The following is a 21,268-nucleotide window of genomic DNA, read 5'->3' as shown; positions in this document are numbered from 1 at the left end:
AGTTGTCGCACCTCTTTTATATGAAGATTAATTTGGAGTCCTTTTAAGAAGCATTTGATTCTTTCATAATTTTATTAATCTCATTTTTGTATAAATCAGAACGCCCACCGAAAATAGCTTGAATGTTTTGATCGACTTTCACAACACCAGCTGCGCCAAGTTCCTTTAGGCGATTTTCGTCAATTGCTTTTACTTCCGCTACTTCTACACGAAGTCGAGTAAAGCAGGCATCAACATGCTTTAAGTTGCTTTCGCCTCCAAGTGCTTCCATAATTTCTAATGCGAGTTCTTTGTTCTTGCCTTTTCCAGGCTTTTTCTTGTTGTAGTCTTTTCTAGTGAAGAGTTTGTTCTCTTGTCCACCTCGTCCAGGGGTAGCTAAATCCCATTTCTTGATTGCAAAGGAAAACGTGAAATAGTAGATGAAGAAAAAGACAGCACCAAGAACAAGGTTCATCCACCAATTATTCGTTCCGGGAATAGCATTAACTAAGACAAAATCGATTAATCCAGAGCCACCAGCCCAACCAAGATGGACATCTAGCATGTACGTTACAGCGAAAGAAATCCCCGCAAGGATCGCATGTACAAAGAATAAAACGGGCGCTACAAATAGGAAGGTGAATTCGATTGGTTCAGTAATACCAGTAAGAAAAGCAGTACCTGCTGCAGCAATTAACATCCCTTTGACTACTGGTCTGTTATTTTTATCTGCCTGACGATACATCGCAAGTGCTGCACCTACGAGTCCGAACATAATCACAGGGAATTTACCTGCCATGAATCGTCCCGCTGTCACATCAACGCCTTCTGCGATTTGAGCAAGGAAAATATACTGATCACCTGATACCATGCTGCCTGCAACTTCTGTCGTTCCACCAAGGGATGTCCATAAGAATGGGGCATACCAGATATGATGAAGACCCGTAGGAATTAATACGCGTTCTAGAAATCCGTATAATCCGATGTACAAAGGATTTGTTGAACCATTTGCAATGACATTTGCGACTGCATTGATGCCTGTTTGGATCGGTGGCCAAACGACCATCATAGCCATGGCTAGGAAGATCGAGGAGAAGACCATTGCAATGCCAACTGAACGATCTCCTGCAAAGAATCCTAGAACTTCAGGAGGATCGAATTCATGAAATTTATTGTAAATAAATACGGCGAGTAAACCGACAATAATTCCTCCGAGTACACCCGTTTCAAGTGTTGGAATTCCGAGAGCCATTCCATAGGCACCATTTTCCGCTACCATTTCTGGTGTAATCCCTAATGCAAAGGAGATGGTTTTGTTCATAATAATGTAGCCAAGCAGGGCGGCAAGTGCAGCAATACCTGAGCCACCTGTTAATCCGATCGCTACGCCAATTGCGAATATAATGGCTAGATTATTGAAAATACTAATTCCTATATCTGACATGCCTTGACCGATAAACTGAACCGTATCATTTTGTAAGAAAGAGATTGTTTCTGCGAGCGGTCCTGTTAAAGCAGCGCCAAGCCCTAATAAAATACCAGCTGCAGGAAGAAGAGCAACAGGGACCATTAATGATTTCCCGAATCTTTGTAAACTACCAAAGTATTTTTTCACTGAATAAAGCCTCCTCTGTTCATAAGCAAGCGTTTTCTTATGGTTGTGATCGAAAGACCCGGAAGTTCATCCTGGGTCTTTCTGTTTTTATTTGGTTAATACAAGTTCTTTTTTACGATGAAGTTCAGGCCATAATTCTTTATTAGTTTCAATCAAATCGTCGAGAATTTGACGAGCAACAGGCGCATCAACGACTGTTCGATTTAATGTCAGAGCTTGAAGGGCTTTCTCATAGCTGTTCTCGAAATAAGCGTCAACAACTAATTTCTCATATGCAAGCTGACCTTCAATCAATCCTTTGTAGAATGTTGAAATGTGGCCTACTGCAAATGGCTTTGGTCCTCGATTCGTCATCATCGCTGGAACTTCGACCATGGCATCGTCAGGTAAATTTGCGATAATGCCGTTGTTTTCGACCATTACGATGAAGATATCTCCATTGTTGTAGGCCATTGAAGCAGCTACTCGAATCATATATCGCCCATGGATATCAACTTCTAGTTCGACGTTTTTAGTTGAGTTATCCTGAATAATCTGATCCGCGAGCGTATGAACACGCTTCTCGCGACCATTGATTACCTGACGGGCGCGTGTATTTGTTACATCTTCTTTCGCAACCATATCGGAAGGATAGAGGTAATATTGCAAATACGTATTTGGTAGATATTCAGGGAAATCATTTACCATTTTCTCAACCTGTTTGAATGTTTTAATCCAGGATGGATCGTTTGCAATTTCTGCATCTTCCGGCATGAACCCTTTGTCAGTAATGGCATTTTTAATCGTATCCGTGTGATCGTTACCTTCTTTATCATAGATCTTCGTAAACCATCCAAAGTGATTTAAACCAAAGTATTCAGGGACAAGGTCAAATACTTCTTTCCCAAGAATTCCAGCGTAGCTCACCATAATGGCTGCTGGCATATCACAAATGTTTAAAATCTTTTTATCATTTGGAAATTCACGTCGAAGTGCTTCAGCAACAATGGCAGCAGGATTTGTGTAATTTAGAATCCATGCTTCAGGTGAATATTCGCGAATGTCATTAACTAATTCAATCATGTCTCCAATTGAACGGAGACCATATGCCATACCACCTGGTCCGCATGTTTCCTGTCCAACTGTACCGTATTTAAGAGGGATCTGCTCATCCTTTTCTCTCATTGGTAAACCGCCAGTTCGAATTTGGACAAAGACAAAATCGGCATCTGTTAACGCTGTCTTTTTATCTGTGGTGTAAGAGAAGCTCTCAAGCTCAGGGTATTTCTCTCGCAAAATGATCTCAGATGCTTTAGCAACTTTTTCTTGTCGTTCAGAGTCAGTATCATAAAAAGTAATCGTTTTCAAAGGGAATTGTTTTTTTTCTGCAATTAAACTCATGATCATTCCGATTGTATAAGTACTACCGCCGCCTACTACTACGAGATTTTGTTTTTTCATATGATTAGCCTCCAATAGGTATTATATTTGTATTAATTTAATTATAATATGAATATAATACATATATTGAATTTGGTCAATATGATTATTGGTTTTTAGTCAGTTTTCGTTATAATATAATGAGGGCTCATACTGGAGGAATTTATATGTCTACGCCGTTATATCGGAAAATTGCCGGACAACTTAAAGAAGATATTACGAATGGAACTTTAAGGGTTGGAGAAGCGATCCCAACTGAAGCGCATTTGTCTAACCATTACAAAGCTTCGCGCGTTACGATACGTCAGGCCATCCAAACTTTGGTAGAAGAAGGACTATTAGAGAAGGTTCAAGGGAGTGGAACTTACGTAAGCGAGAAGAAAATTGAGCACAACATTTTTGAACTACAAAGTTTTACTGAAGAAATGAAGAGACTAAACAAAACTCCTGTTAACCGAGTGATTGATTTTCAATTAAAAGCTCCTTCTGATCAAGTAAAACGAATGCTTCAGATTTCAGAGGACGAAAAGGTATTCTATGTAAGAAGACAGCGTCTGGTTGATGATGTTCCGTATGTTTTAGAGGATACATATCTACCTGTTTCAATGTTTCCAAACCTCTCCTATCAAATTATGAGCGGTTCAAAGTATGACTACATTGAAAAGGAAAAAGGAATGAAAATTAAGGAAAGTTTTCAAGAAATCATTCCGATTCTACCTGACGAAGATATATCAATGTTTCTGGAGGTAGATTCGAATTTACCGATTTTAAAGGTGCAATTGTATAGTATCTTTCAGGATTCCACTGTTTTCGAATATAGTGAAATTTATTTTAAAAGTGATGAGTATAAATTTACGTTACGTGCTTCTCGGCCCGGGAATTAATGTGAAGATTACCCGTGAATGCGGCGGTGGTGTCAAAAGCCCCTGCCGTATTTTTTTGTCATAAATCGAGAGTTACACTAAAACATAACTCGCTATAGGAATGGGGAACCTAATTAAAAAGCGAGGAGAGAATGCAAATTGAAGAAATTGGGTTTCCTATTTATTTGGACCTTTATGGTTGTCAGCTTAGTTGGTTATATGGATCAGGTGTATGCTACGAATCAAATGGAAGAAAGTGCGCAATTAGAACGAGATCTCAGTGAAGTCACCTACCTTAAATCAGAAACGAAAAAAGACGCTGCTCTTGAAGAAACGTTTTCTAAAGAGTTTGGTCTTACGAAAGGGACTGATTCCATTCGTTATTACTACAATAAAATAGATTTAAACGGTGATCAGATACCTGAAACGTTTGTCTATTTAGTCGGTCCGACGGTATGTGGGACAGGAGGATGCAGTGGCCTTTTGTTAGAAGAAAAGGATGGAGGTTATCAAGTGATTTCCCGCTTTTCTTTAGTCAGAACTCCGGTCATCATTCAAAATGAAACAACAAACGGGTGGAAGGATATCATCATGTATGTAGCGGGTGGAGGAATCGAACCTAGCTATCACCAGCTAAAATTTAATGGAGAAAGCTATCCTTCTAATCCCTCTGTTGAACCGGTTGTAAAAGAGGAAAAGATAATGGGGATAGGGATCTTAAACGATGAAGTTGGTCAAGATAATGGCATCGTTTTTTAAAGAGAGGCAGAGGACAAATTAGAGCATTTGTCCTCTACCTCTTCTACGTATTGATAGGTTCAGGGTGCATCTCGTATTGCTTTTGAGCATCCTTAAGCGCAGCAGCAAGCGCGTTCCCCGCTTTTCCGAGATAGCCCTCTTTTAGTTGATGAAGTGGTTCTGTAATACCATCTTTTAAACTGAATCCTTTTAATAATTGTTTGACGAATTGCTTGCTATGTTCTGTTGCTAAAGTACAAGATGCGTCGACAATCACGCCATATACCTTATCAACTTCAAGGGTAAGGGTTAAGGTGTCTGATATGTTGTTAGCGGCCATGCCGGTTGGGAGTTTGGAATGGCCGGCGACGAAAAGTGTGTTCATTAAGTAAATCATCTCCTTTTATTTGGTAGCGTTTTCAATAGTGTAGCACAACAAAACTGATTGTAGCGTGGTAGAATAGAAGAAAATGACATCTAAAATGGAGTGGGTATGGATGGATCTCAATCTAAAAGAAAAATCAGTCGTCGTAACAGCTGCAAGCAAGGGACTTGGAAGAGCTTCGGCACTCGCATTCGCAAAAGAAGGAGCTCATGTGATTCTTTCAAGTCGAAGTGAAGATGAGCTTAAAAAAGCATGTGAAGAAATCATTGAAGTGACAGGGAATGAGCATGTGACCTATATCGTTTGCGACATGACAAAAGCAAATGAGATCACCCAATTGATGACGTTTGCTGCAGAAACGAATGGAACAGTGGATGTGTTAATTAATAATGCAGGAGGCCCGCCAGCCGGTGGATTTGAGGATTTCAATGATGAAGATTGGCAAAATGCGTTTGAATTGAATCTATTAAGCTTCATTCGTACATCAAGAGCTGCCCTTCCTTACATGAAGCAACAGGGATGGGGACGCATCATCAATATTGCCTCTTCTTCCATAAAACAGTCTCTTGATAACTTAATTCTCTCCAATACGTTTCGAGCAGGTATCGTCGGACTTGCGAAAAGTTTATCTCAAGAATATGCCGAATACAATATTCTTGTAAACACCGTAGGTCCGGGACGAATTGCAACGGATCGTGTCGAGCAACTTGATCGAATCAAGGCGGATCAGTTAGGAATTAACGCTGCTGAATTAAAAAGTCAGGCGGAGAAATCCATTCCGATGAAAAGATACGGTGAACCGGATGAATTCGCGAAGGCAATTGTGTTTCTAGGTTCCGATGCAAATACGTATATGACCGGGCAATCGCTCGTTGTCGATGGTGGATTTGTGAAGGCATTATAAAGAGATGAGGGGCGTACTAGCTGCGTCCTTTTTTCTTTGTGAATCTCCCCTAATCATTTTTCTTTTAGGAAGAAACCGATATAATAGAAGAAGATGAACATGACTAATTCTGGTGTTGCTAAACCCTTTGGTTTCAAAGCAATTGTCGGTACAGGGAGGGTGATTGGATGGTAGATGCGAAAGAACGGATTCTTGAAGCAACGGATATTCATAAAGCAACTGAGATGATCAGCATTGCGACGAACAAGCCGGTTATTATTGAAAATAAAAATTTCGAATTGATTTCATACAGCACGGCATCAGAGAGCTTTGATCAAACTCAGCAAAAAACCATTTTATATAAAAAATGTCCAGTTTTCATTATTGATCGTTTGAAAAAAGAAGGGATTGTTCAACAGCTAGAGAGCAATGAGGCTCCGATTCGGATTGCTCCTATTGAGGAGATCGGTTTTTATCAGCGCGTGGTTGTGAAAGCGATTTATGAAGAGCGGACGATGGGCTATCTTTGGGTGCAGGAAACCAACAGCCCCTTGACGGAAGAAGAGGTGGATTTTCTTACTGAAATCACCCCTCACATCGGAAAGCTTATTCATGATTCTTATCAAAAAGGAAAAGAGCATGAAGGAAAGCAGGAGAAATTGCTATGGAATGTACTTCTTCATGAATATGAAAGCGAAAATCAAATGAGGCGAAAAGCCCAGGTGGCAAGCTTGCCACTGCCTGAACGCTTTTCTGTACTGGTTATGTCCATTGCAGAGCCTTCACAAGAACCGCTGTTGAATGAAGTTATCGATCTCCTTTCTCGGTTTAAGCGTCATAAAATCCAAGTGCTGAAAACCGATCTGCAAGTGGTCGCAGTGATATCAGGTGATAAAAACAGGAAGGGATCGGCTATTGAAAATAGTCGTGAGCTTGTTGAGTATGTGAAAAGCGCATTAACTCATGAAGAGTTTTATTCGTTTCTCATCGGAATCGGAAAAGAATACGTGGAACTCATTGATATGAGAAAGAGTTTTCTAGAAGCACTTGAAGTCATTGAGACAGCTGACTTTATTGGGCCAAGACCAGATGTCATGCCAAGAGAATTCTCAAAGCTCGGGGTATACCGGTATCTTGCCGCCCTTTATGAGAAAAATAATACTGAGCATTATTACAATCAAAACTTACTTAACTTGATGGAAAAAGATTCTGTTAGCCATTCAAGTCTGTTGAAGACGCTCGAGGTGTATTTATCGAACAACGGTAAAGGAAAAAGTACCGCGGCTGAACTGTTTATCCATCCCAATACGCTCAATTATCGCATGAAGCAAATTCAGGATCTGACCGATATTGATTTTGATGATTTTAATATGAAAAGTCACATATATATAGAGTTATTGTTGCTAAACAACATACCTTCCTACTATAATCGCTACCTTTCCGCTGTAGAAGATCAGAAAAGCACGGCGAAGTAGCCGATTTGAATGAGGATGGGCTAGTTTATGGGGCAAATTGAGAAGCTGTACATGGTACAGCTTCTTTTTAAGTTTGCGTATCCGTTATGTAGCCAATTGAGGTGAACGAGTTAGGTTTATTGGCCAAAATTGAACTTCACCCTCCAACTCGAACATAAAGACCGTGTTCTTTTTGTGGGGCTCCAGTGCTTGTCGCCCCTAAACGCCCCCTTCCGCTTTTCCCTGATCCAGTTGCAGCCTCCAGACCCTCGGTCACTTCACCCTCCAACTCGAACACAAAGACCGTGTTCCATTTGGAGGGTTCCAGTGCCTGCCGGGTCTAAACGGAGGCTTCCGCTTTTCCCTAGATCCAGCTACGACTCGCAGAAACTGCGATATTTCACTCTTTCATCAGAACACAAAGGGCGTGTTCTCGTTCAAGAGTTCCAATATCTCCGTTTTTCCTGAGATCCAGCTGCAGTGGGCAGGGGCTCGATCGCTTCACCCCACAAAATGAACACAAAGACCGTGTTCTTTTTGTGGGGCTCCAGCGCTTGTCGCCCCTAAACGCCCCCTTCCGCTTTTCCTATTGTGTTTAAACCACAAAATCTCAGCTGAACTATTGTGCTTTAACCACGTTGCCAGATGCCCCTCGAAATCGATATAATTTTCACAAGAAAACAAAAACTTTCTTTGAAGTATTTCACAAGCTTGATGAATGATTGGAGATATAGGGTGAAAGGGAGCGTGGTAGAGTTGGAAGCCATCAACAAGAGTTTTTTCCTTTTTCTCGCTAGCAGGCCCTCGCTTGATAGGCTGGCCAAACGATGGGGTAGTAAGTTTGGGGCAGACAAGATTGTTGGGGGTGAGACTTTTGAACATGCGGTGCCTCTTATTCAGAACTTGAATAGTCAGGGGCTTCGTGTAACGGTGGATCACCTTGGCGAATTCGTTTCATCTGAAACGGAAGCGAAGGAACGTACACAAGAGTGTCTGGATACGATCCGCATGATTAGTGCTCATCAATTAAATTCTCAAATGTCTTTGAAAGTCACTTCACTCGGTCTTGATATTAACCGTGATCTCGTCTGGCAAAACATGATTACGATTATGGAAGAAGCAGTGAAGCATGATGTGTTCGTTACGATCGATATGGAAGATTCCACACGAACGGAAGCGACGCTCGATCTTTACAAAGAGCTGAAGAAAAAGTACGACAATATTGGAACGGTCATTCAGTCTTATTTATACCGATCTGATCAAGATCTGGATAATTTGAATGAAGTAAAGCCGAATTTACGTCTTGTCAAAGGGGCTTACAAAGAATCGGCGAATGTTGCCTTTCCAGCAAAATCAGATGTGGATCATAACTTGAAGCAGCTGATTAAAAAGCATTTATTGAATGGGAATTTTACAGCCATCGCAAGTCACGATGATGCCATTATTAACTACACGAAAGAGTTCGTGAAGGAGCATAACATTCCAAGAGATCAGTTTGAGTTTCAAATGCTTTACGGCATGAGAAGTCAGAGTCAGCTGGATCTTCTAGCGGAAGGTTATGCGGTCAGAGTATACCTACCATATGGGAACGATTGGTATGGGTATTTTATGCGGCGATTGGCGGAACGACCTGCGAACATCGCCTTTGCTTTCAATGGAATCTTTAAAAAATAAACTTCTTATATTTGAAAGGGGAATTTACTCATGGTAGTACCATACAAACACGAACCGTTTACAGATTTCACTGTTAAGGAAAATAAAAAGGCTTTTGAAGAGGCGCTAAAGCTAGTAAAAGAAGAGCTTGGAAAAGATCATGATCTTCTTATCAATGGTGAGCGTGTCAGCACGGAAGATAAAATCGTATCCATTAATCCTGCAAATAAAGAGCAAATCGTTGGCCGCGTATCGAAGGCAACGAAAGAGCATGCGGAACGCGCCATTCAATCTGCAGATGAAGCATTTGAAGGTTGGAGAAAATGGTCGGCTCGCTCTCGTGCTGAGCTTTTATTCCGCGCAGCTGCGATTGTTCGTCGCCGTAAGCATGAATTCTCTGCATACCTTGTCTATGAAGCAGGAAAGCCGTGGAAAGAAGCGGATGCGGATACAGCTGAAGCAATTGACTTTATGGAATACTATGCGCGTCAAATGATCGAGCTAGGAGAAGGTAAAGCGATTGAAAGTCGTCCTGGCGAGCAGAACCGTTACGTTTACACGCCAAGCGGTGTTGCCCTTGTTATTCCTCCATGGAACTTTGCGTTTGCCATCATGGCAGGTACGACGGTAGCTCCACTTGTAACAGGAAACACTGTTCTTCTTAAGCCAGCAAGTGCAACTCCGGTTGTTGCAGCGAAGTTTGTTGAAGTACTTGAAGAAGCTGGTCTTCCTAAAGGTGTCTTGAACTTTGTTCCAGGTAGCGGAGCTGAAGTAGGAGACTATCTCGTGGATCACCCGAAAACATCGATCATCACATTCACTGGTTCTCGTGAAGTGGGTACGCGTATTTATGAACGTGCGGCGAAAGTACAGCCAGGTCAGCAGCATTTGAAGCGCGTTATTGTCGAAATGGGCGGTAAAGATACGGTTGTTGTTGATAATGATGCGGATCTTGAACTAGCTGCACAGTCCATTGTAGTTTCTGCATTTGGCTTCTCAGGACAAAAATGTTCTGCAGGATCACGTGCGGTCATTCATAAAGATGTGTACGATCAAGTACGCGATCGCGTCGTTGAACTTACAAATGAACTGACAATGGGCGAGACGACAGGACCAGATGTATATATGGGACCAGTCATTGATCAGGCGTCATTTGATAAAATCATGAGCTACATTGAGATTGGGAAAGAAGAAGGCCGTCTCGTGGCTGGTGGTGAAGGTGATGATTCAAAAGGATACTTCATTAAACCAACTGTATTCGCGGATCTCGCTCCAAAATCTCGCATGCAGCAGGAAGAAATCTTCGGACCGGTTGTCTGCTTAACAAAAGTAGATAACTTCGATGAAGCCATTGAAGTAGCAAACAATACGGAGTATGGTCTGACGGGTGCTGTCATCACGAATAATCGTGCACACATCGAACAGGCGAAAATGGACTTCCACGTAGGGAATCTGTATTTCAACCGTAACTGTACGGGAGCGATTGTTGGGTACCATCCATTTGGTGGTTTTAAAATGTCTGGTACCGATTCAAAAGCCGGCGGTCCGGATTATCTTGGTCTTCACATGCAGGCAAAAACGGTTTCAGAAATGTTTTAATCGTATAAACAAGGGCTGTCACTCGCTGTGACAGCCCTTGTTTTGTTTCGCCTATGAGAAGGGAATGGACGGATAAGGAAGTGGTGCTAAATTGAAATTGTCGCGGCAACGACGATCATGATCGGAATTATTCTAGTACGTGTGATTGGTTTCTTTTATCCGTCATTACTTGAAATCAAAGGAAATCGTTTATCAGAAGGGCAAAAGTATGCCATTGATGCCGTGGCCATTGGGATTTTGCTCCTTATGTTCATCATTGTATCGATGTTGTAAGAGGCTTAGCTCTCTTCCTGTTGAAGGGGAAGAAGAAGTTTGGCAGTTGTACCGACACCTTCTTCTGAATCAATGACAATGTTTCCGTGATGAGCTTTCATAATATCGAAGCAAATCGATAAGCCAATGCCAAGCCCGCTGCTCTTCGTACTGAAAAAAGGCGTTCCAAGTTGTTTTACCTCTTTTTCACTCATCCCTTTACCAGTATCTGTTATTGAAATCACAGCTTTATTATCTTCTTTTGCTAAAGAGACCGTGATTTTGCCTCCATTAGGCATGGATTCAATGGCGTTTTTGATGAAATTAATAAGCACCTGTTTAATTTGTGAGGAATCCATACATACCGACATTTGCTCCTCTGTAGAATGGTCATTGATTTCAACATTATGTAAATGAGCGTTACTTCTCATTAACTCCACTGTTTCTTCAATTAACGGGTTTAAATGACCCGTTTTCCGTTCACTACTCGTTTGTTTTCCCATCATGACGAATTGGTTTACGAGGTTTTTCATGCGCTCGAGCTCAGCTGTAATAATATCGATATAGTGGGATTGCTTTTCATCAACATCCAACAGCTGGGTAAAACCAATAATTGAGGTGAGAGGATTACGAATTTCATGAGCTAATCCTGCACCTAATTTTCCGATAGCAGAAAGTTTCTCAGATTGAATCACCTGGTCTTGCAGTTGATAATAAGAGGTCATATCTCGAAATTGAGCAAAAGCTCCGCTTAACTGGTTGTTGTGATTATAGAGAGGTAAAATATCAAGGAGACACTTCCGCTCATTAAGAGTTGAAAAGATGATTTCAATATCCTCAATTCCCTTTTTTCTGGTAAGCACATGATCGAAAAACGGTTTAAGAACGGGAACTTCTGAAATGTGAGAGCCAATCATGTTTTTCTTGTTCAGTCCTGTGAGATCCGCTGCACTATTATTAAATTCTCTTATATGTCCTGCTTCATCGGAAATCACAATTCCAATTGGTGTAGCGCTCATTAGCATTTGATTATAAAGGTGAAGCTGCTCATTTTGTTCATGAAGCTGAATTTCACGTTCAATGGTGTCGATTGATGAGGAAAGCAATCCGAGGTGCAATGATGATGCATACTGCCTAGTTGTCATAATAGAAATCGTTCCGATCACTTCTCCATTACGATACCGATACGGTGCAGAATAGCAAGCCACCTCGCTAAAACAATGATGATAATGATCTTCTCCAACTAAATGAATTGGTTCATTATGTTTTAATGCAAGTGTAATGGCATTCGTGCCTGCCGTTTCTTCATCAAACTTAACACCAGTTTGAATACCGAATGAAGCGGTCATCTGTTTAAACCGTTCGTCTCCATATGAATCCAATACATATCCTTCGTCATCCGTTGTTACAATTAAAGTAGGAGTATCTGCTAAAAAGCTTAGAAGTTTTGTCATGAATTTTTGAATAATGGATATCGCACGTTCATATTTCTGCAAGCGCTCGGCTAACTCTTCCTCAGTTAGGATAACCCGAAGAACAGGAATTGAGTTGGGATCCATTTGATAAACATGCTCGCAGGTGGTTTTAGAGTGTTGAATGTACGTTTCACGTTGCGTCATGGGGCATCCTCTTTTCCTGGAAATAGTAATAGTTTTATATAGAAGATATTGGTGGTAGATTTTAATAAATCACTTTTTTATAGAGTATCATACTTTGGTCCCTACTGGTTTGGTTTTCCCATAAATAAAGTAGGAAGCGATGGTGAACGGATGAGCCATTTCTTTATATGAAAATGTAGGACGGGAGCCATATATAAAGGAGGAGCATAACAAGTGAAGACGATTTTTTTGTTTTTTTTAGCGGGGCTTGCTGAGATTGGTGGAGGTTATCTTATATGGCTTTGGCTTCGGGAAGGGTATTCGAGCTTACTAGGATTAACGGGTGGACTAGCTCTGGCCTTGTATGGCGTCATTGCCACTTTACAAGTTTATCCTGACTTCGGAAGGGTCTACGCAGCGTATGGTGGAGTGTTTATTGTCATGTCGATTGTTTGGGGATGGGGGATCGATAAAAAGGTACCTGATTGTTATGATTTATTTGGAGGCGCGCTTTGTTTGGTAGGCGTAATAGTAATGCTCTTCCCTCGTCATTAACCATCTATAGTTGAATAAAAGGAATTTCAGCTACTTTAGAAGAATGGAAGAGAGATGGCTTTATAAAGGAGTTGAAAGTTATATGAAGATCAATGAGTACAACCAGGGAATTTGGGATAAAAAAGTGGAAGACGGTGTTTCTTATACAAAGCCCGTCACAAGTGAAATGATTGAAGAAAGCAAGAAAGGAAACTGGCGGATTACCGTAACGACGGAAAAGCCCGTTCCTCGTCAATGGTTTCCCGATTCTCTTAGTGGTGTTAAAATTCTGTGTCTCGCTTCTGGAGGTGGACAGCAGGGACCGATTCTTGCCGCTGCAGGGGCTGAGGTTACAGTTGTTGATTTATCAGAGAAGCAGCTTGAGCAGGATCGGTATGTTGCAGAGAGAGAGAATTTGCAGTTAACGGTTGAAAAAGGAGACATGACAGACCTATCATTTATCGCCGATTCCACATTTGATCTGATTGTTCATCCTGTCTCAAATGGTTTCGTGGAAGATAATTTGCCCGTTTGGAAAGAAGCCGCTAGAGTATTAAAGGACGGTGGCACGCTCATTTCAGGATTTGCAAACCCATTGCTATACCTTTTTGATGATGAGAAGGAAGAGAGAGGAATTCTTGATGTGACGAACAGTATTCCCTATTCTCCTCTTAAGCAATTAAGTGACGATGAGCTTAAGACTTACAAAGAAAGAAATCTGGCACTTGAGTTTGGTCACACGCTAGAAGATCAAATTCAGGGACAAATTGACGCGGGATTTATCATTTCCGGTTTCTATGAAGATGATTTCGGGGGAAAGCGCCTTTTAGATCAATATATCAAAACATTTATCGCAACAAAGGCAATTAAAACTATGTAGCGTTGCCAATTCACTCTGCATGAAAAAGGGGATCTTAATATGGAACACGTAGGTTCATCAGTCTACGATAATCATGCTTTTTATGAACAGTACATGGCGAGAAGACATCGAGAAGAAAGTCCAAATAAGATCATTGAATACCCTGCTCTTATGTCATTACTAGGAGATGTTCGCGATAAAACAATTCTTGATCTTGGGTGTGGAGATGCTTCACTTGGAGAAGCATTACTCAAGCAGGGATGTGAAGGATATGTTGGGTTGGATGGCTCTCAAAACATGATTGAGCAAGCGATGTTAAAGCTAGATGGAACGAAAGGAAGCGTCGTTCATACGTCGCTAGAAGACTATTCTTATCCGGCAGATACTTTTGATCGCGTCGTTTCACAATTAGCCCTTCATTACATAGAAGACCTTGAGGCAATTGTTAAGAACGTATACGAAACGTTAAAGCCTGGTGGAGAATTTGTTTTTAGCGTTCTTCACCCTGTCATGACAGCTTCTTTTAAAAGTATGACGGGAAAAAGGGCCGATTGGATTGTTGACGATTATTTTCAGTCTGGGAAGAGAATTGAGCCCTGGATTGGGGAACAAGTCGTAAAATACCACAGGACAATTGAGGAATATTTTCTTATGCTTCAAAGCGCTGGGTTTTCCATTCAGGGCTTAAAAGAAGGAACCCCACAGCGAGAGCATTTTCAACAAGAGGAAGAATTTAAAAGAAGACAAAGAATCCCGTTATTTTTAATTATGTCTTGCATAAAATAATCATTGACAGCTAGGAAACAATGCATTATGATGATTTTAAATATTTCGAATTTAATAGCGGAACTCCTAAAGGGGAGTAGCTTTTACAGCAAAGTCGTCATTCCAGAGCTTTTTCGCTCTCGGCTTTGTTGGCAACATTCGTGTTGTTAGCAAGACCTTTACTTTTACGGTAAAGGTCTTTATTTGTGTCATAGACCTTTGCCAGGCAGGCAAGGGTCTTTTTTCATGCAAAAGGATCAACTTCATAAATAAAAGGAGGATGAACGAATGGATGTTTCAATGTTGTTAGAATATGGGTGGGTACTGCTCCTTCTCATTGCACTTGAAGGATTACTTGCCGCAGATAATGCTCTTGTATTAGCGATAATGGTGAAGCATTTACCTGAAGAAGAGCGTAAAAAAGCCTTGTTTTATGGGTTAGCTGGTGCATTTGTTTTTCGCTTTGCCTCTCTCTTTGCCATTTCTTTTCTTGTTGGTGTGTGGCAAGTTCAAGCGATCGGTGCGCTCTACCTCTTATTTATTGCGATCAATCATATCGTACGAAAGCAGCTAATGAAAAAGGGGAAAAACGAGGTTGAAAAGAAATCAAAAAAACAATCAGGATTTTGGGGAACTGTGTTAAAAGTCGAGTTAGCAGATATCGCATTTGCTGTTGATTCGATTTTAGCAGCGGTCGCATTAGCAGTAACGCTACCAAATACATCACTCCCACAAATCGGTGGATTAGATGGTGGGAAATTCCTTGTTATTTTTGCTGGTGGGCTAATCGGTTTAATAGTGATGCGATTTGCGGCCAATTATTTTGTGAAACTATTAAAAGCTAAGCCAGGGTTAGAGATTGCTGCTTTTATGATCGTGGGCTGGGTTGGTGTGAAATTATCGGTGTATACCCTCTCTCATCCAGAATTAGGTGTTCTCCCTGAAGCTTTTGCAAAGTCTCCGGAGTGGAAAATAACGTTCTATACGGTATTACTGCTTCTTGCAGGAGGGGGCTGGTTCTTATCTTCTTCGAAAAAAACGGAGGTAGCCAGGGAAGACGTACGATAAAAAGGAGGAATTCTAGGAGAAATCCCTAAATGGAGTAAGAGATCTGGTAAACTATATAGGTAAAAAATGGTTTGTTGTATTCGAAATGGGAGGGATAAGATGAACAGAGTGGATGTAGTGTATACCCTGCTTTATAACGAAAGCGACGATCAGGTGTTAATGGTTCAAAATAAGAAGCATGACAACTGGTCACTGCCAGGCGGTGCTGTGGAAAAAGGAGAAACGTTAGTTCAAGCAGCCGTTCGGGAGATGAGAGAAGAGACGGGATTAAAGGTGGAAGTGGGAGAAGTGTTGAGTGTGAATGAAGCGTTTATTGGGAATCATCATGCTCACTTTTTTACGTTTCGTGGCAAAATAACAGGTGGAACGATTGCGATTCAAGACACAGAAACGATTGCTGATGCGAAGTGGATGGACCGAGCAGAAGCAGATGTGTGGATGCCTTATTATCAAGGCGGAATTCAATCTTTACTACAAGCTTCCATACCGTATGTCTTTCAAGGCTAAATCGAATAGCGCGGTAAGGGCAGAACCCTTACCGCTGTTTTAAACTTTGTGATTTTTAAAAATTAAAAGTGATTCTTTCTTCTTTTCCTTCATTTAATGTCTTCAAGATAATCTCCTTATTCTTTACTTCTTCTTTTCCAATAAGGATAACATTTTCAATTCCTCTTTTACTCGCTCGTTCAAGGGATTTACTAAGGCGTTTCTCGCTCATGTCGACTTCAATCTGATAACCTAGCTTTCGATAAGCAGATGCCACAATTAAAGCTTCACGTTTAGCATCGATCGGAATGATTACATAGTCAGGTTTGTCCTCCTTAATAATTGCTGTCGTCCTTCCTTTTAACGCAGTGAAAATAACATCTAAACCAAACGAAATGCCAACAGTTGAAAAAGTTTCTTCGCTGCCAAGTAAACCCCCGATTGCACTATCGTAGCGACCGCCACTCCCAATGCTAGAAGAGATCGATTGATCACTGAGGAAAATTTCATAAATGGTTCCAGTATAAATATCAAGACCTCTTGCAAGAAAGGGGTTAAAAGAACAATCTTGAAGAATGTTAAGTCCATCTAAATAAGATGTCAGTTCGGAAAGCTCATTCAGTCCTTCCTGCACATTGTCATTCTCGGCGGCAAATTGTTCAAAATAAGTGAGGTCTTGTCCGATCCACTCCTGCGCGTAGCGCTCAACGCTACGTATCGCTTCAGGGGAGATGTTCTTTTGTTGAAGCTCCTTTTTAACACCGTCAATCCCGATTTTCTCAAGTTTGTCCATTGTGAGAATGACGTCATTTAATCGAGAGCTAGGAACCGATATGAATGTTAGCATTCCAGCTAGAAGCTTGCGATTATTGTACTGAATCGTTACGTTAAGGCCGAGTTCATTGAAAATGTCGAGGGCCATCTCGATTAATTCTGCTTCAGCCATTTGTGAACTTACGCCGGTGATATCTACATCACATTGAGTGAACTCGCGAAAACGTCCTGGTTTGACAGGTCCATCTCGAAAGACCTTTCCGATTTCATATCTCTTGAAAGGCATGCGTAAACCTGGATTCATGGCTACCACCTTTGCAAATGGAATCGTAAGGTCATAACGAAGCGCAAGCTCTCTTTTTCCACGATCGGAGAGGGTGTACATTTCTTCTACGATTTCATTTCCTCCAGCATACTTCGAATCCAACAGCTTTTGTTCATTGAGAATGGGGGTTTCGATCGGTAGACAGTTATATCGAATAAACGTATTTTCAAGCGTTCGCCTTACTATACGACGGATCTGCTCATCTTCAGGCAAATAATCCATTGTTCCTTTTACATTTTGATTTTTAAGCTTTTTCATAGCGCTCATCCTTTCGATTTTTGAATACAAAAAAACCGCATGAATGGGAGAAGATTTCTTCTCAATTCATGCGGTTACGAGTAATAGCCTTCCTATGCGCGATTTTTTATTTCAATCGGATAGCAAGGCTAATTGTGATGATGAAGTTGTACGATGCATAACTGTCTCATATCGCTCACCTCTTATTTCTCAATATAGTAGCACACGAAAATTGTTGAGGCAATCTTTCTTTTCTTCTGAATATTTGGTAGGATAATATTTCCTTTAGAAAGGGGAGGAAGAAATGCAAAACCTTACAGAAGAGAAAATGAACACTTTGATCCCTGAATTGACTGAAGCGACACTCATTCCAATTACAAAAGGGTATTCGTTTGATTTAAAATACGTAACCCAATGGAATGGAAAACGAGTATTGCTTCGAATATATGAATTAGCTTTAAGTGGACGAGTACAAGAAAAAGTAGCAAAGATGCATGCGTTCAGAGAGATGGGTGTTCGATGTCAGGAAGTCTTTGCTTTTGGTATCCTTCCAGAAGAAAACTTCTGTTATACAATCTTTTCTTTTCTTGAAGGAGAAGATGGGGAGGTGGCTTTACCACGCTTAACAGTCGACGAACAATACGCAGCTGGGTATGAGGCAGGAGTAGATCTTTGCAAAATGCATGATATGTCCATTGAGGCCTCTAAATCTCAACATATGAATTTTGTGAAAACTAAATTTGAGAAAGCGGTGGAGCGGTATTCGAAGCTTGGAACACGCATTCCAAATGATCATAAGATCATTGATTATGTCAGGAGAAACTTGCTACTTATTGGAGAGAGTAAGCTTGTATTTGCGCATCATGATTATCATGCAGGAAACCTGATTATTCAGCATGGAAAGTATGCTGGAGTCATTGATTTTAACCGATGTGGAGTCAACACGGCTTATTCTGAGTTTGATAAGCTTGAATTGTTTTCGAGTCGCTTGAGCATTCCTTTTTCACAAGGGATGATTCAAGGCTACTTTTCTGATGAAGTTCCTGATCTTTTCTGGAAAATTCGTTCGGTCCACATGGCCCAGCTCCTGATCTATCATATGAACTGGGTTACGGATTACTTTCCGGATGACCTTCCGCATGCTAAAGAGGCAATCGCGTATGTATGGGAAATGTACGAAGGGTTTAATCGAACAACTCCAAAATGGTATGAAGAAAGCCAGGCATAGGCCTGACTTATCACATTGCTTCTTTTATCCCTTTTTTAACTAGCCACCAATTCGCAGGGTAGCTTGTCGCAAATCCGAGAATCATGGCAATTTGCATCATAAACCAATAGACAGCTGAGTCAGGTTTGGGTGGCTCAGTAAATAATACAAAATGAACAATCGCCATCCATCCAAACATACCGACTTCAAATGCAATTAAAGAAAGCGTGTCTGCTTTCGCAGCTTCTTTAATTGCATTCCATGCCCCTTGATCTTTGTTCATCGGATAAATCGCATAGAATTGGAAAAGGATACCAAACCCATACGCGAGTAAGAATTCAACTAGGTAATGGGTATAGAGAATAGATCCAAGAAGCGCAAATCCGGTTAATGCCACAATTGGAACGCCAACAGCATCTCCTAATGTGCAGCCAGCTGAGCAATGACTTGTAGACATAAACACTTTTGCTGGTTTTCCTCGATTGTCTTCATAGTCGAGGTTTTTGGCTTTTAATCGCCCCCATTTAAAATACGCCCAAATAGCAAAGGGTCCGAGGAACCACCCGTTTATTGGCCAGACCACATTCATGATCTTCATCATTTGGGGATGACGTATGATGTCAATAAGTATGACGAGTGAGGAGAGCAAACCAATTGAAAGTGCGAAAATAGAAATAAGCTGTAAGGTTGTCAAGAAAATCACCCCTGTCTTTAATGTATGTACTTATGCTTTACCCACTAGGGGTATTTCTAAAACAGGAGTAACTTTTCTCAATAAAAAGAACCGCTCTATTGAGAGCGGTCCTAACAAGCTATTCGCTAATTTTAGTCACAATTTTACCAGTCACATGGCGCTCAGAAAGCTCAATTAACGCTTGTGGCACCTCTTCAAGTGCAATGGTTTTTGTAATCATCGGATCGAGATTCCCACCTAGAAGAAGTTGAATCATTTCATCGCCCATCATCGCCAGGTCCGCTTGTTCTGCTAAGTTGGACGATTGATACACGCCTCCAAGAGCGATCTGGTGGAAAGAAAGTGGTCGAGCGAAAGAGACACCTTGTTGAAAGTCTGGGGCACCCGCAATATAGGCAATTTGCCCGTTAAATGTAAGGGTATCTAGTGATTTTGTTGCATTATCTCCGCTAACAGCATCAAGAACGGCGTGAACGCCAATTCCATTTGTTAGTTGAAGCGTTCGTTCAACGAAATCCTCTTCTTTGTAATCAATCGCATAGTCAGCACCAAGTTTTTTTACGAAATCATGGTTATGACTTGAAGCGGTCGTAATGACGGTTAGACCCATGTACTTCGCCATCTGAATTGCAAAGCCACCAACACCTCCAGCACCAGCGTGAATAAGTATGGTTTGCCCACGATGAATATGAAGCTTGCGGAAAAGGGCTTGATAAGCAGTATAGCCTGCTGTTGGAAGCGCAGCGGCATCAACGAAGGAAATAGCTTCAGGAAGTTTTGAAATCGTATGAGCTTGTGCAATGGCATATTCAGCAAATGTTCCCTTTTTCATTAGATCGCCATGGTATACAACTCGATCCCCGGGTTTCCAATCGATCACTTCTTCTCCAACTTGTTCGATCACACCAGCACCATCAAGTCCAAGGATATGCGGATACTCCCAATTAGGGTTACCGTTCGTTGCGGTTTTATAATCAACAGGGTTTAATCCTGCGGCGTGAATCTTTACTAGAACTTCTCCTTTTTTTGGAGAAGGGGTTTCGATCTCTTGTACTTCCATGGAACCCCATTGATTTTTTTCTTTAAGTAACAAAGCTTTCATTTTGGCTCCTCCTTTAATATGAATGAATATGGATATGATTCACTTCGATACGTTTTTATAAACCTACTCGTTTTGACATTATAAAATAAATTATTTTTTTTAATAAGTAGGCACTTTTTAGTAACTATGTGAAACAAAACAGCTTCCAAAATCGTAGAAGGAGTAGAACATTTAAATAAGGAGTGAGTAGATGACTCTAATTGGATGGTTTTTTTGGGGATCGATTTTCGCGATTCTCATGATTGGTTTTCTATTTCAAAAAGTGTTTGGAACGAAACCACCAATTCGACCGACTAATGAATTAGCGGAAGAAGAAGTGAAAAGTCATACAAGTCAATACGTTCATAATGATTGAAATAAAAGGGTGAATGATTATGCAGGAATGGATTGGGGCAGCGGCAGTTTGTACGAATGATCAGGGGGATTTGCTGATGATTCAAAATGAGAAGGAGGAATGGGCCGTACCCTCTGGAGAAATTGAAAAAGGTGAAACGCCTGAGATGTGCTGCATTCGTGAAGTGAAAGAAGAAACAGGCTATGACGTTGCGATTGAAAAGCCATTATTTGTGAAAGATCAAAATGTAAATGGTTTTCATGTCACCACGTATTATTATGAAGTGAATGTCGTCGGAGGAATGATTTCCCTTCCACAGGCTGATAACGAAGTAAAGGAAATTGAGTGGAAGACCATCAATCAAGTAGAAAATATCTCTCATGCCTATCCTGAAGATGCTTCCTATTTAACGAATTACTTATATGAAAAGACTCCGTAGGTAGCG

The 21,268-nt window shown here is 41.0% G+C and carries 22 protein-coding genes; 15 read left to right on the top strand and 7 right to left on the bottom strand.

Annotated elements, in window-relative coordinates; translation table 11 throughout:
• Positions 1-43 precede the first annotated feature (43 nt).
• Both LC090_RS17350 and LC090_RS17345 read right to left on the bottom strand, forming a co-directional pair.
• Complete coding sequence (locus LC090_RS17350) at positions 44-1,594, bottom strand: PTS transporter subunit EIIC (protein ID WP_226659262.1); 1,551 nt, start codon at positions 1,592-1,594, stop codon at positions 44-46.
• 87 nt (positions 1,595-1,681) lie between these two features.
• On the bottom strand, positions 1,682-3,034 hold the full coding sequence (locus tag LC090_RS17345; protein ID WP_226659261.1) for a 6-phospho-alpha-glucosidase: 1,353 nt from the start codon (positions 3,032-3,034) through the stop codon (positions 1,682-1,684).
• A gap of 146 nt (positions 3,035-3,180) precedes the next feature.
• On the opposite strand from LC090_RS17345, the gene LC090_RS17340 reads away from it, so the two are divergent.
• Together LC090_RS17340 and LC090_RS17335 are read left to right on the top strand one after the other, a co-directional pair.
• Positions 3,181-3,897, top strand: coding sequence for a GntR family transcriptional regulator (locus LC090_RS17340; RefSeq protein WP_226659260.1), 717 nt, complete (start codon positions 3,181-3,183; stop codon positions 3,895-3,897).
• 138 nt (positions 3,898-4,035) lie between these two features.
• Positions 4,036-4,635: a hypothetical protein gene (locus LC090_RS17335; RefSeq protein WP_226659259.1), complete on the top strand. Its 600-nt coding sequence runs from the start codon at positions 4,036-4,038 to the stop codon at positions 4,633-4,635.
• A gap of 43 nt (positions 4,636-4,678) precedes the next feature.
• Here the strand turns inward: LC090_RS17335 and LC090_RS17330 are convergent, their stop codons facing one another.
• Positions 4,679-4,999, bottom strand: coding sequence for a DUF3870 domain-containing protein (locus tag LC090_RS17330; RefSeq protein WP_226659258.1), 321 nt, complete (start codon positions 4,997-4,999; stop codon positions 4,679-4,681).
• A 112-nt stretch (positions 5,000-5,111) separates the two neighbouring features.
• Here LC090_RS17330 and LC090_RS17325 point away from each other — a divergent pair, with 112 nt between their 5' ends.
• The 5 genes from LC090_RS17325 (at position 5,112) to LC090_RS17305 (ending at position 10,861) form a co-directional block, all read left to right on the top strand.
• Positions 5,112-5,903, top strand: a complete 792-nt coding sequence (locus LC090_RS17325) for an SDR family oxidoreductase (RefSeq protein WP_226659257.1) — start codon at positions 5,112-5,114, stop codon at positions 5,901-5,903.
• A 167-nt stretch (positions 5,904-6,070) separates the two neighbouring features.
• Complete coding sequence (locus tag LC090_RS17320; protein WP_226659256.1) at positions 6,071-7,357, top strand: PucR family transcriptional regulator; 1,287 nt, start codon at positions 6,071-6,073, stop codon at positions 7,355-7,357.
• Between the two features lie 735 nt (positions 7,358-8,092).
• Positions 8,093-9,010: a proline dehydrogenase gene (locus LC090_RS17315; protein ID WP_305077007.1), complete on the top strand. Its 918-nt coding sequence runs from the start codon at positions 8,093-8,095 to the stop codon at positions 9,008-9,010.
• 30 nt (positions 9,011-9,040) lie between these two features.
• Positions 9,041-10,588: an L-glutamate gamma-semialdehyde dehydrogenase gene (pruA, locus tag LC090_RS17310; RefSeq protein WP_224883018.1), complete on the top strand. Its 1,548-nt coding sequence runs from the start codon at positions 9,041-9,043 to the stop codon at positions 10,586-10,588.
• Positions 10,589-10,705: 117 nt separating this feature from the next.
• Entirely contained in the window at positions 10,706-10,861 is a 156-nt protein-coding gene (locus LC090_RS17305) for a hypothetical protein (protein WP_226659254.1), read from the top strand.
• A gap of 5 nt (positions 10,862-10,866) precedes the next feature.
• Here LC090_RS17305 and LC090_RS17300 read toward each other — a convergent pair whose 3' ends face one another.
• On the bottom strand, positions 10,867-12,459 hold the full coding sequence (locus LC090_RS17300; RefSeq protein ID WP_226659253.1) for an ATP-binding protein: 1,593 nt from the start codon (positions 12,457-12,459) through the stop codon (positions 10,867-10,869).
• Positions 12,460-12,672: 213 nt separating this feature from the next.
• On the opposite strand from LC090_RS17300, the gene LC090_RS17295 reads away from it, so the two are divergent.
• The 5 genes from LC090_RS17295 (at position 12,673) to LC090_RS17275 (ending at position 16,171) form a co-directional block, all read left to right on the top strand.
• Positions 12,673-12,993 carry a YnfA family protein gene (locus LC090_RS17295; protein ID WP_226659252.1) on the top strand — a complete coding sequence of 107 codons (321 nt, stop codon included), beginning with the start codon at positions 12,673-12,675 and terminating at the stop codon, positions 12,991-12,993.
• A gap of 82 nt (positions 12,994-13,075) precedes the next feature.
• Complete coding sequence (locus LC090_RS17290; RefSeq protein WP_226659251.1) at positions 13,076-13,852, top strand: class I SAM-dependent methyltransferase; 777 nt, start codon at positions 13,076-13,078, stop codon at positions 13,850-13,852.
• A 39-nt stretch (positions 13,853-13,891) separates the two neighbouring features.
• Complete coding sequence (locus tag LC090_RS17285; RefSeq protein ID WP_226659250.1) at positions 13,892-14,617, top strand: class I SAM-dependent methyltransferase; 726 nt, start codon at positions 13,892-13,894, stop codon at positions 14,615-14,617.
• Between the two features lie 267 nt (positions 14,618-14,884).
• Positions 14,885-15,664 (top strand): TerC family protein, encoded by a 780-nt coding sequence (locus LC090_RS17280; protein WP_226659249.1) that lies wholly within the window; start codon positions 14,885-14,887, stop codon positions 15,662-15,664.
• A 99-nt stretch (positions 15,665-15,763) separates the two neighbouring features.
• Positions 15,764-16,171, top strand: a complete 408-nt coding sequence (locus tag LC090_RS17275) for an NUDIX hydrolase (protein WP_226659248.1) — start codon at positions 15,764-15,766, stop codon at positions 16,169-16,171.
• 55 nt (positions 16,172-16,226) lie between these two features.
• On the opposite strand, the gene LC090_RS17270 is transcribed toward LC090_RS17275, so the two are convergent.
• Positions 16,227-17,507: a histidine--tRNA ligase gene (locus LC090_RS17270; RefSeq protein WP_226659247.1), complete on the bottom strand. Its 1,281-nt coding sequence runs from the start codon at positions 17,505-17,507 to the stop codon at positions 16,227-16,229.
• Between the two features lie 283 nt (positions 17,508-17,790).
• Between LC090_RS17270 and LC090_RS17265 the strand changes: the two genes are divergently transcribed.
• Positions 17,791-18,714, top strand: coding sequence for an aminoglycoside phosphotransferase family protein (locus LC090_RS17265; protein ID WP_226659246.1), 924 nt, complete (start codon positions 17,791-17,793; stop codon positions 18,712-18,714).
• A gap of 10 nt (positions 18,715-18,724) precedes the next feature.
• Here LC090_RS17265 and LC090_RS17260 read toward each other — a convergent pair whose 3' ends face one another.
• Both LC090_RS17260 and LC090_RS17255 read right to left on the bottom strand, forming a co-directional pair.
• Positions 18,725-19,396: a DUF4396 domain-containing protein gene (locus LC090_RS17260; protein WP_226659245.1), complete on the bottom strand. Its 672-nt coding sequence runs from the start codon at positions 19,394-19,396 to the stop codon at positions 18,725-18,727.
• 109 nt (positions 19,397-19,505) lie between these two features.
• On the bottom strand, positions 19,506-20,489 hold the full coding sequence (locus LC090_RS17255) for a zinc-binding dehydrogenase (RefSeq protein ID WP_226659244.1): 984 nt from the start codon (positions 20,487-20,489) through the stop codon (positions 19,506-19,508).
• 190 nt (positions 20,490-20,679) lie between these two features.
• Between LC090_RS17255 and LC090_RS17250 the strand changes: the two genes are divergently transcribed.
• Together LC090_RS17250 and LC090_RS17245 are read left to right on the top strand one after the other, a co-directional pair.
• On the top strand, positions 20,680-20,844 hold the full coding sequence (locus tag LC090_RS17250; RefSeq protein ID WP_226659243.1) for a hypothetical protein: 165 nt from the start codon (positions 20,680-20,682) through the stop codon (positions 20,842-20,844).
• Between the two features lie 19 nt (positions 20,845-20,863).
• Positions 20,864-21,262 carry an NUDIX hydrolase gene (locus tag LC090_RS17245; protein ID WP_226659242.1) on the top strand — a complete coding sequence of 133 codons (399 nt, stop codon included), beginning with the start codon at positions 20,864-20,866 and terminating at the stop codon, positions 21,260-21,262.
• Positions 21,263-21,268 lie beyond the last annotated feature (6 nt).

Origin of the sequence: Guptibacillus hwajinpoensis (assembly GCF_020524165.1) — a bacterium.
Taxonomy (GTDB): domain Bacteria; phylum Bacillota; class Bacilli; order Bacillales; family Guptibacillaceae; genus Guptibacillus; species Guptibacillus hwajinpoensis_D.
The sequence above is the reverse complement of the archived record's forward strand: the minus strand, read 5'-3'. Positions and strand labels throughout refer to the sequence as shown.

Coding starts and splice junctions, on each gene's coding strand:
- LC090_RS17265 (WP_226659246.1), top strand. CDS start 17,791: ATGCAAAACCTTACAGAAGAGAAAATGAACACTTTGATCCCTGAATTG.
- LC090_RS17275 (WP_226659248.1), top strand. CDS start 15,764: ATGAACAGAGTGGATGTAGTGTATACCCTGCTTTATAACGAAAGCGAC.
- LC090_RS17340 (WP_226659260.1), top strand. CDS start 3,181: ATGTCTACGCCGTTATATCGGAAAATTGCCGGACAACTTAAAGAAGAT.
- pruA (WP_224883018.1), top strand. CDS start 9,041: ATGGTAGTACCATACAAACACGAACCGTTTACAGATTTCACTGTTAAG.
- LC090_RS17330 (WP_226659258.1), bottom strand. CDS start 4,999: ATGAACACACTTTTCGTCGCCGGCCATTCCAAACTCCCAACCGGCATG.
- LC090_RS17345 (WP_226659261.1), bottom strand. CDS start 3,034: ATGAAAAAACAAAATCTCGTAGTAGTAGGCGGCGGTAGTACTTATACA.
- LC090_RS17285 (WP_226659250.1), top strand. CDS start 13,892: ATGGAACACGTAGGTTCATCAGTCTACGATAATCATGCTTTTTATGAA.
- LC090_RS17245 (WP_226659242.1), top strand. CDS start 20,864: ATGCAGGAATGGATTGGGGCAGCGGCAGTTTGTACGAATGATCAGGGG.
- LC090_RS17255 (WP_226659244.1), bottom strand. CDS start 20,489: ATGAAAGCTTTGTTACTTAAAGAAAAAAATCAATGGGGTTCCATGGAA.
- LC090_RS17320 (WP_226659256.1), top strand. CDS start 6,071: ATGGTAGATGCGAAAGAACGGATTCTTGAAGCAACGGATATTCATAAA.
- LC090_RS17305 (WP_226659254.1), top strand. CDS start 10,706: ATGATCGGAATTATTCTAGTACGTGTGATTGGTTTCTTTTATCCGTCA.
- LC090_RS17280 (WP_226659249.1), top strand. CDS start 14,885: ATGGATGTTTCAATGTTGTTAGAATATGGGTGGGTACTGCTCCTTCTC.
- LC090_RS17300 (WP_226659253.1), bottom strand. CDS start 12,459: ATGACGCAACGTGAAACGTACATTCAACACTCTAAAACCACCTGCGAG.
- LC090_RS17325 (WP_226659257.1), top strand. CDS start 5,112: ATGGATCTCAATCTAAAAGAAAAATCAGTCGTCGTAACAGCTGCAAGC.
- LC090_RS17250 (WP_226659243.1), top strand. CDS start 20,680: ATGACTCTAATTGGATGGTTTTTTTGGGGATCGATTTTCGCGATTCTC.
- LC090_RS17290 (WP_226659251.1), top strand. CDS start 13,076: ATGAAGATCAATGAGTACAACCAGGGAATTTGGGATAAAAAAGTGGAA.
- LC090_RS17270 (WP_226659247.1), bottom strand. CDS start 17,507: ATGAAAAAGCTTAAAAATCAAAATGTAAAAGGAACAATGGATTATTTG.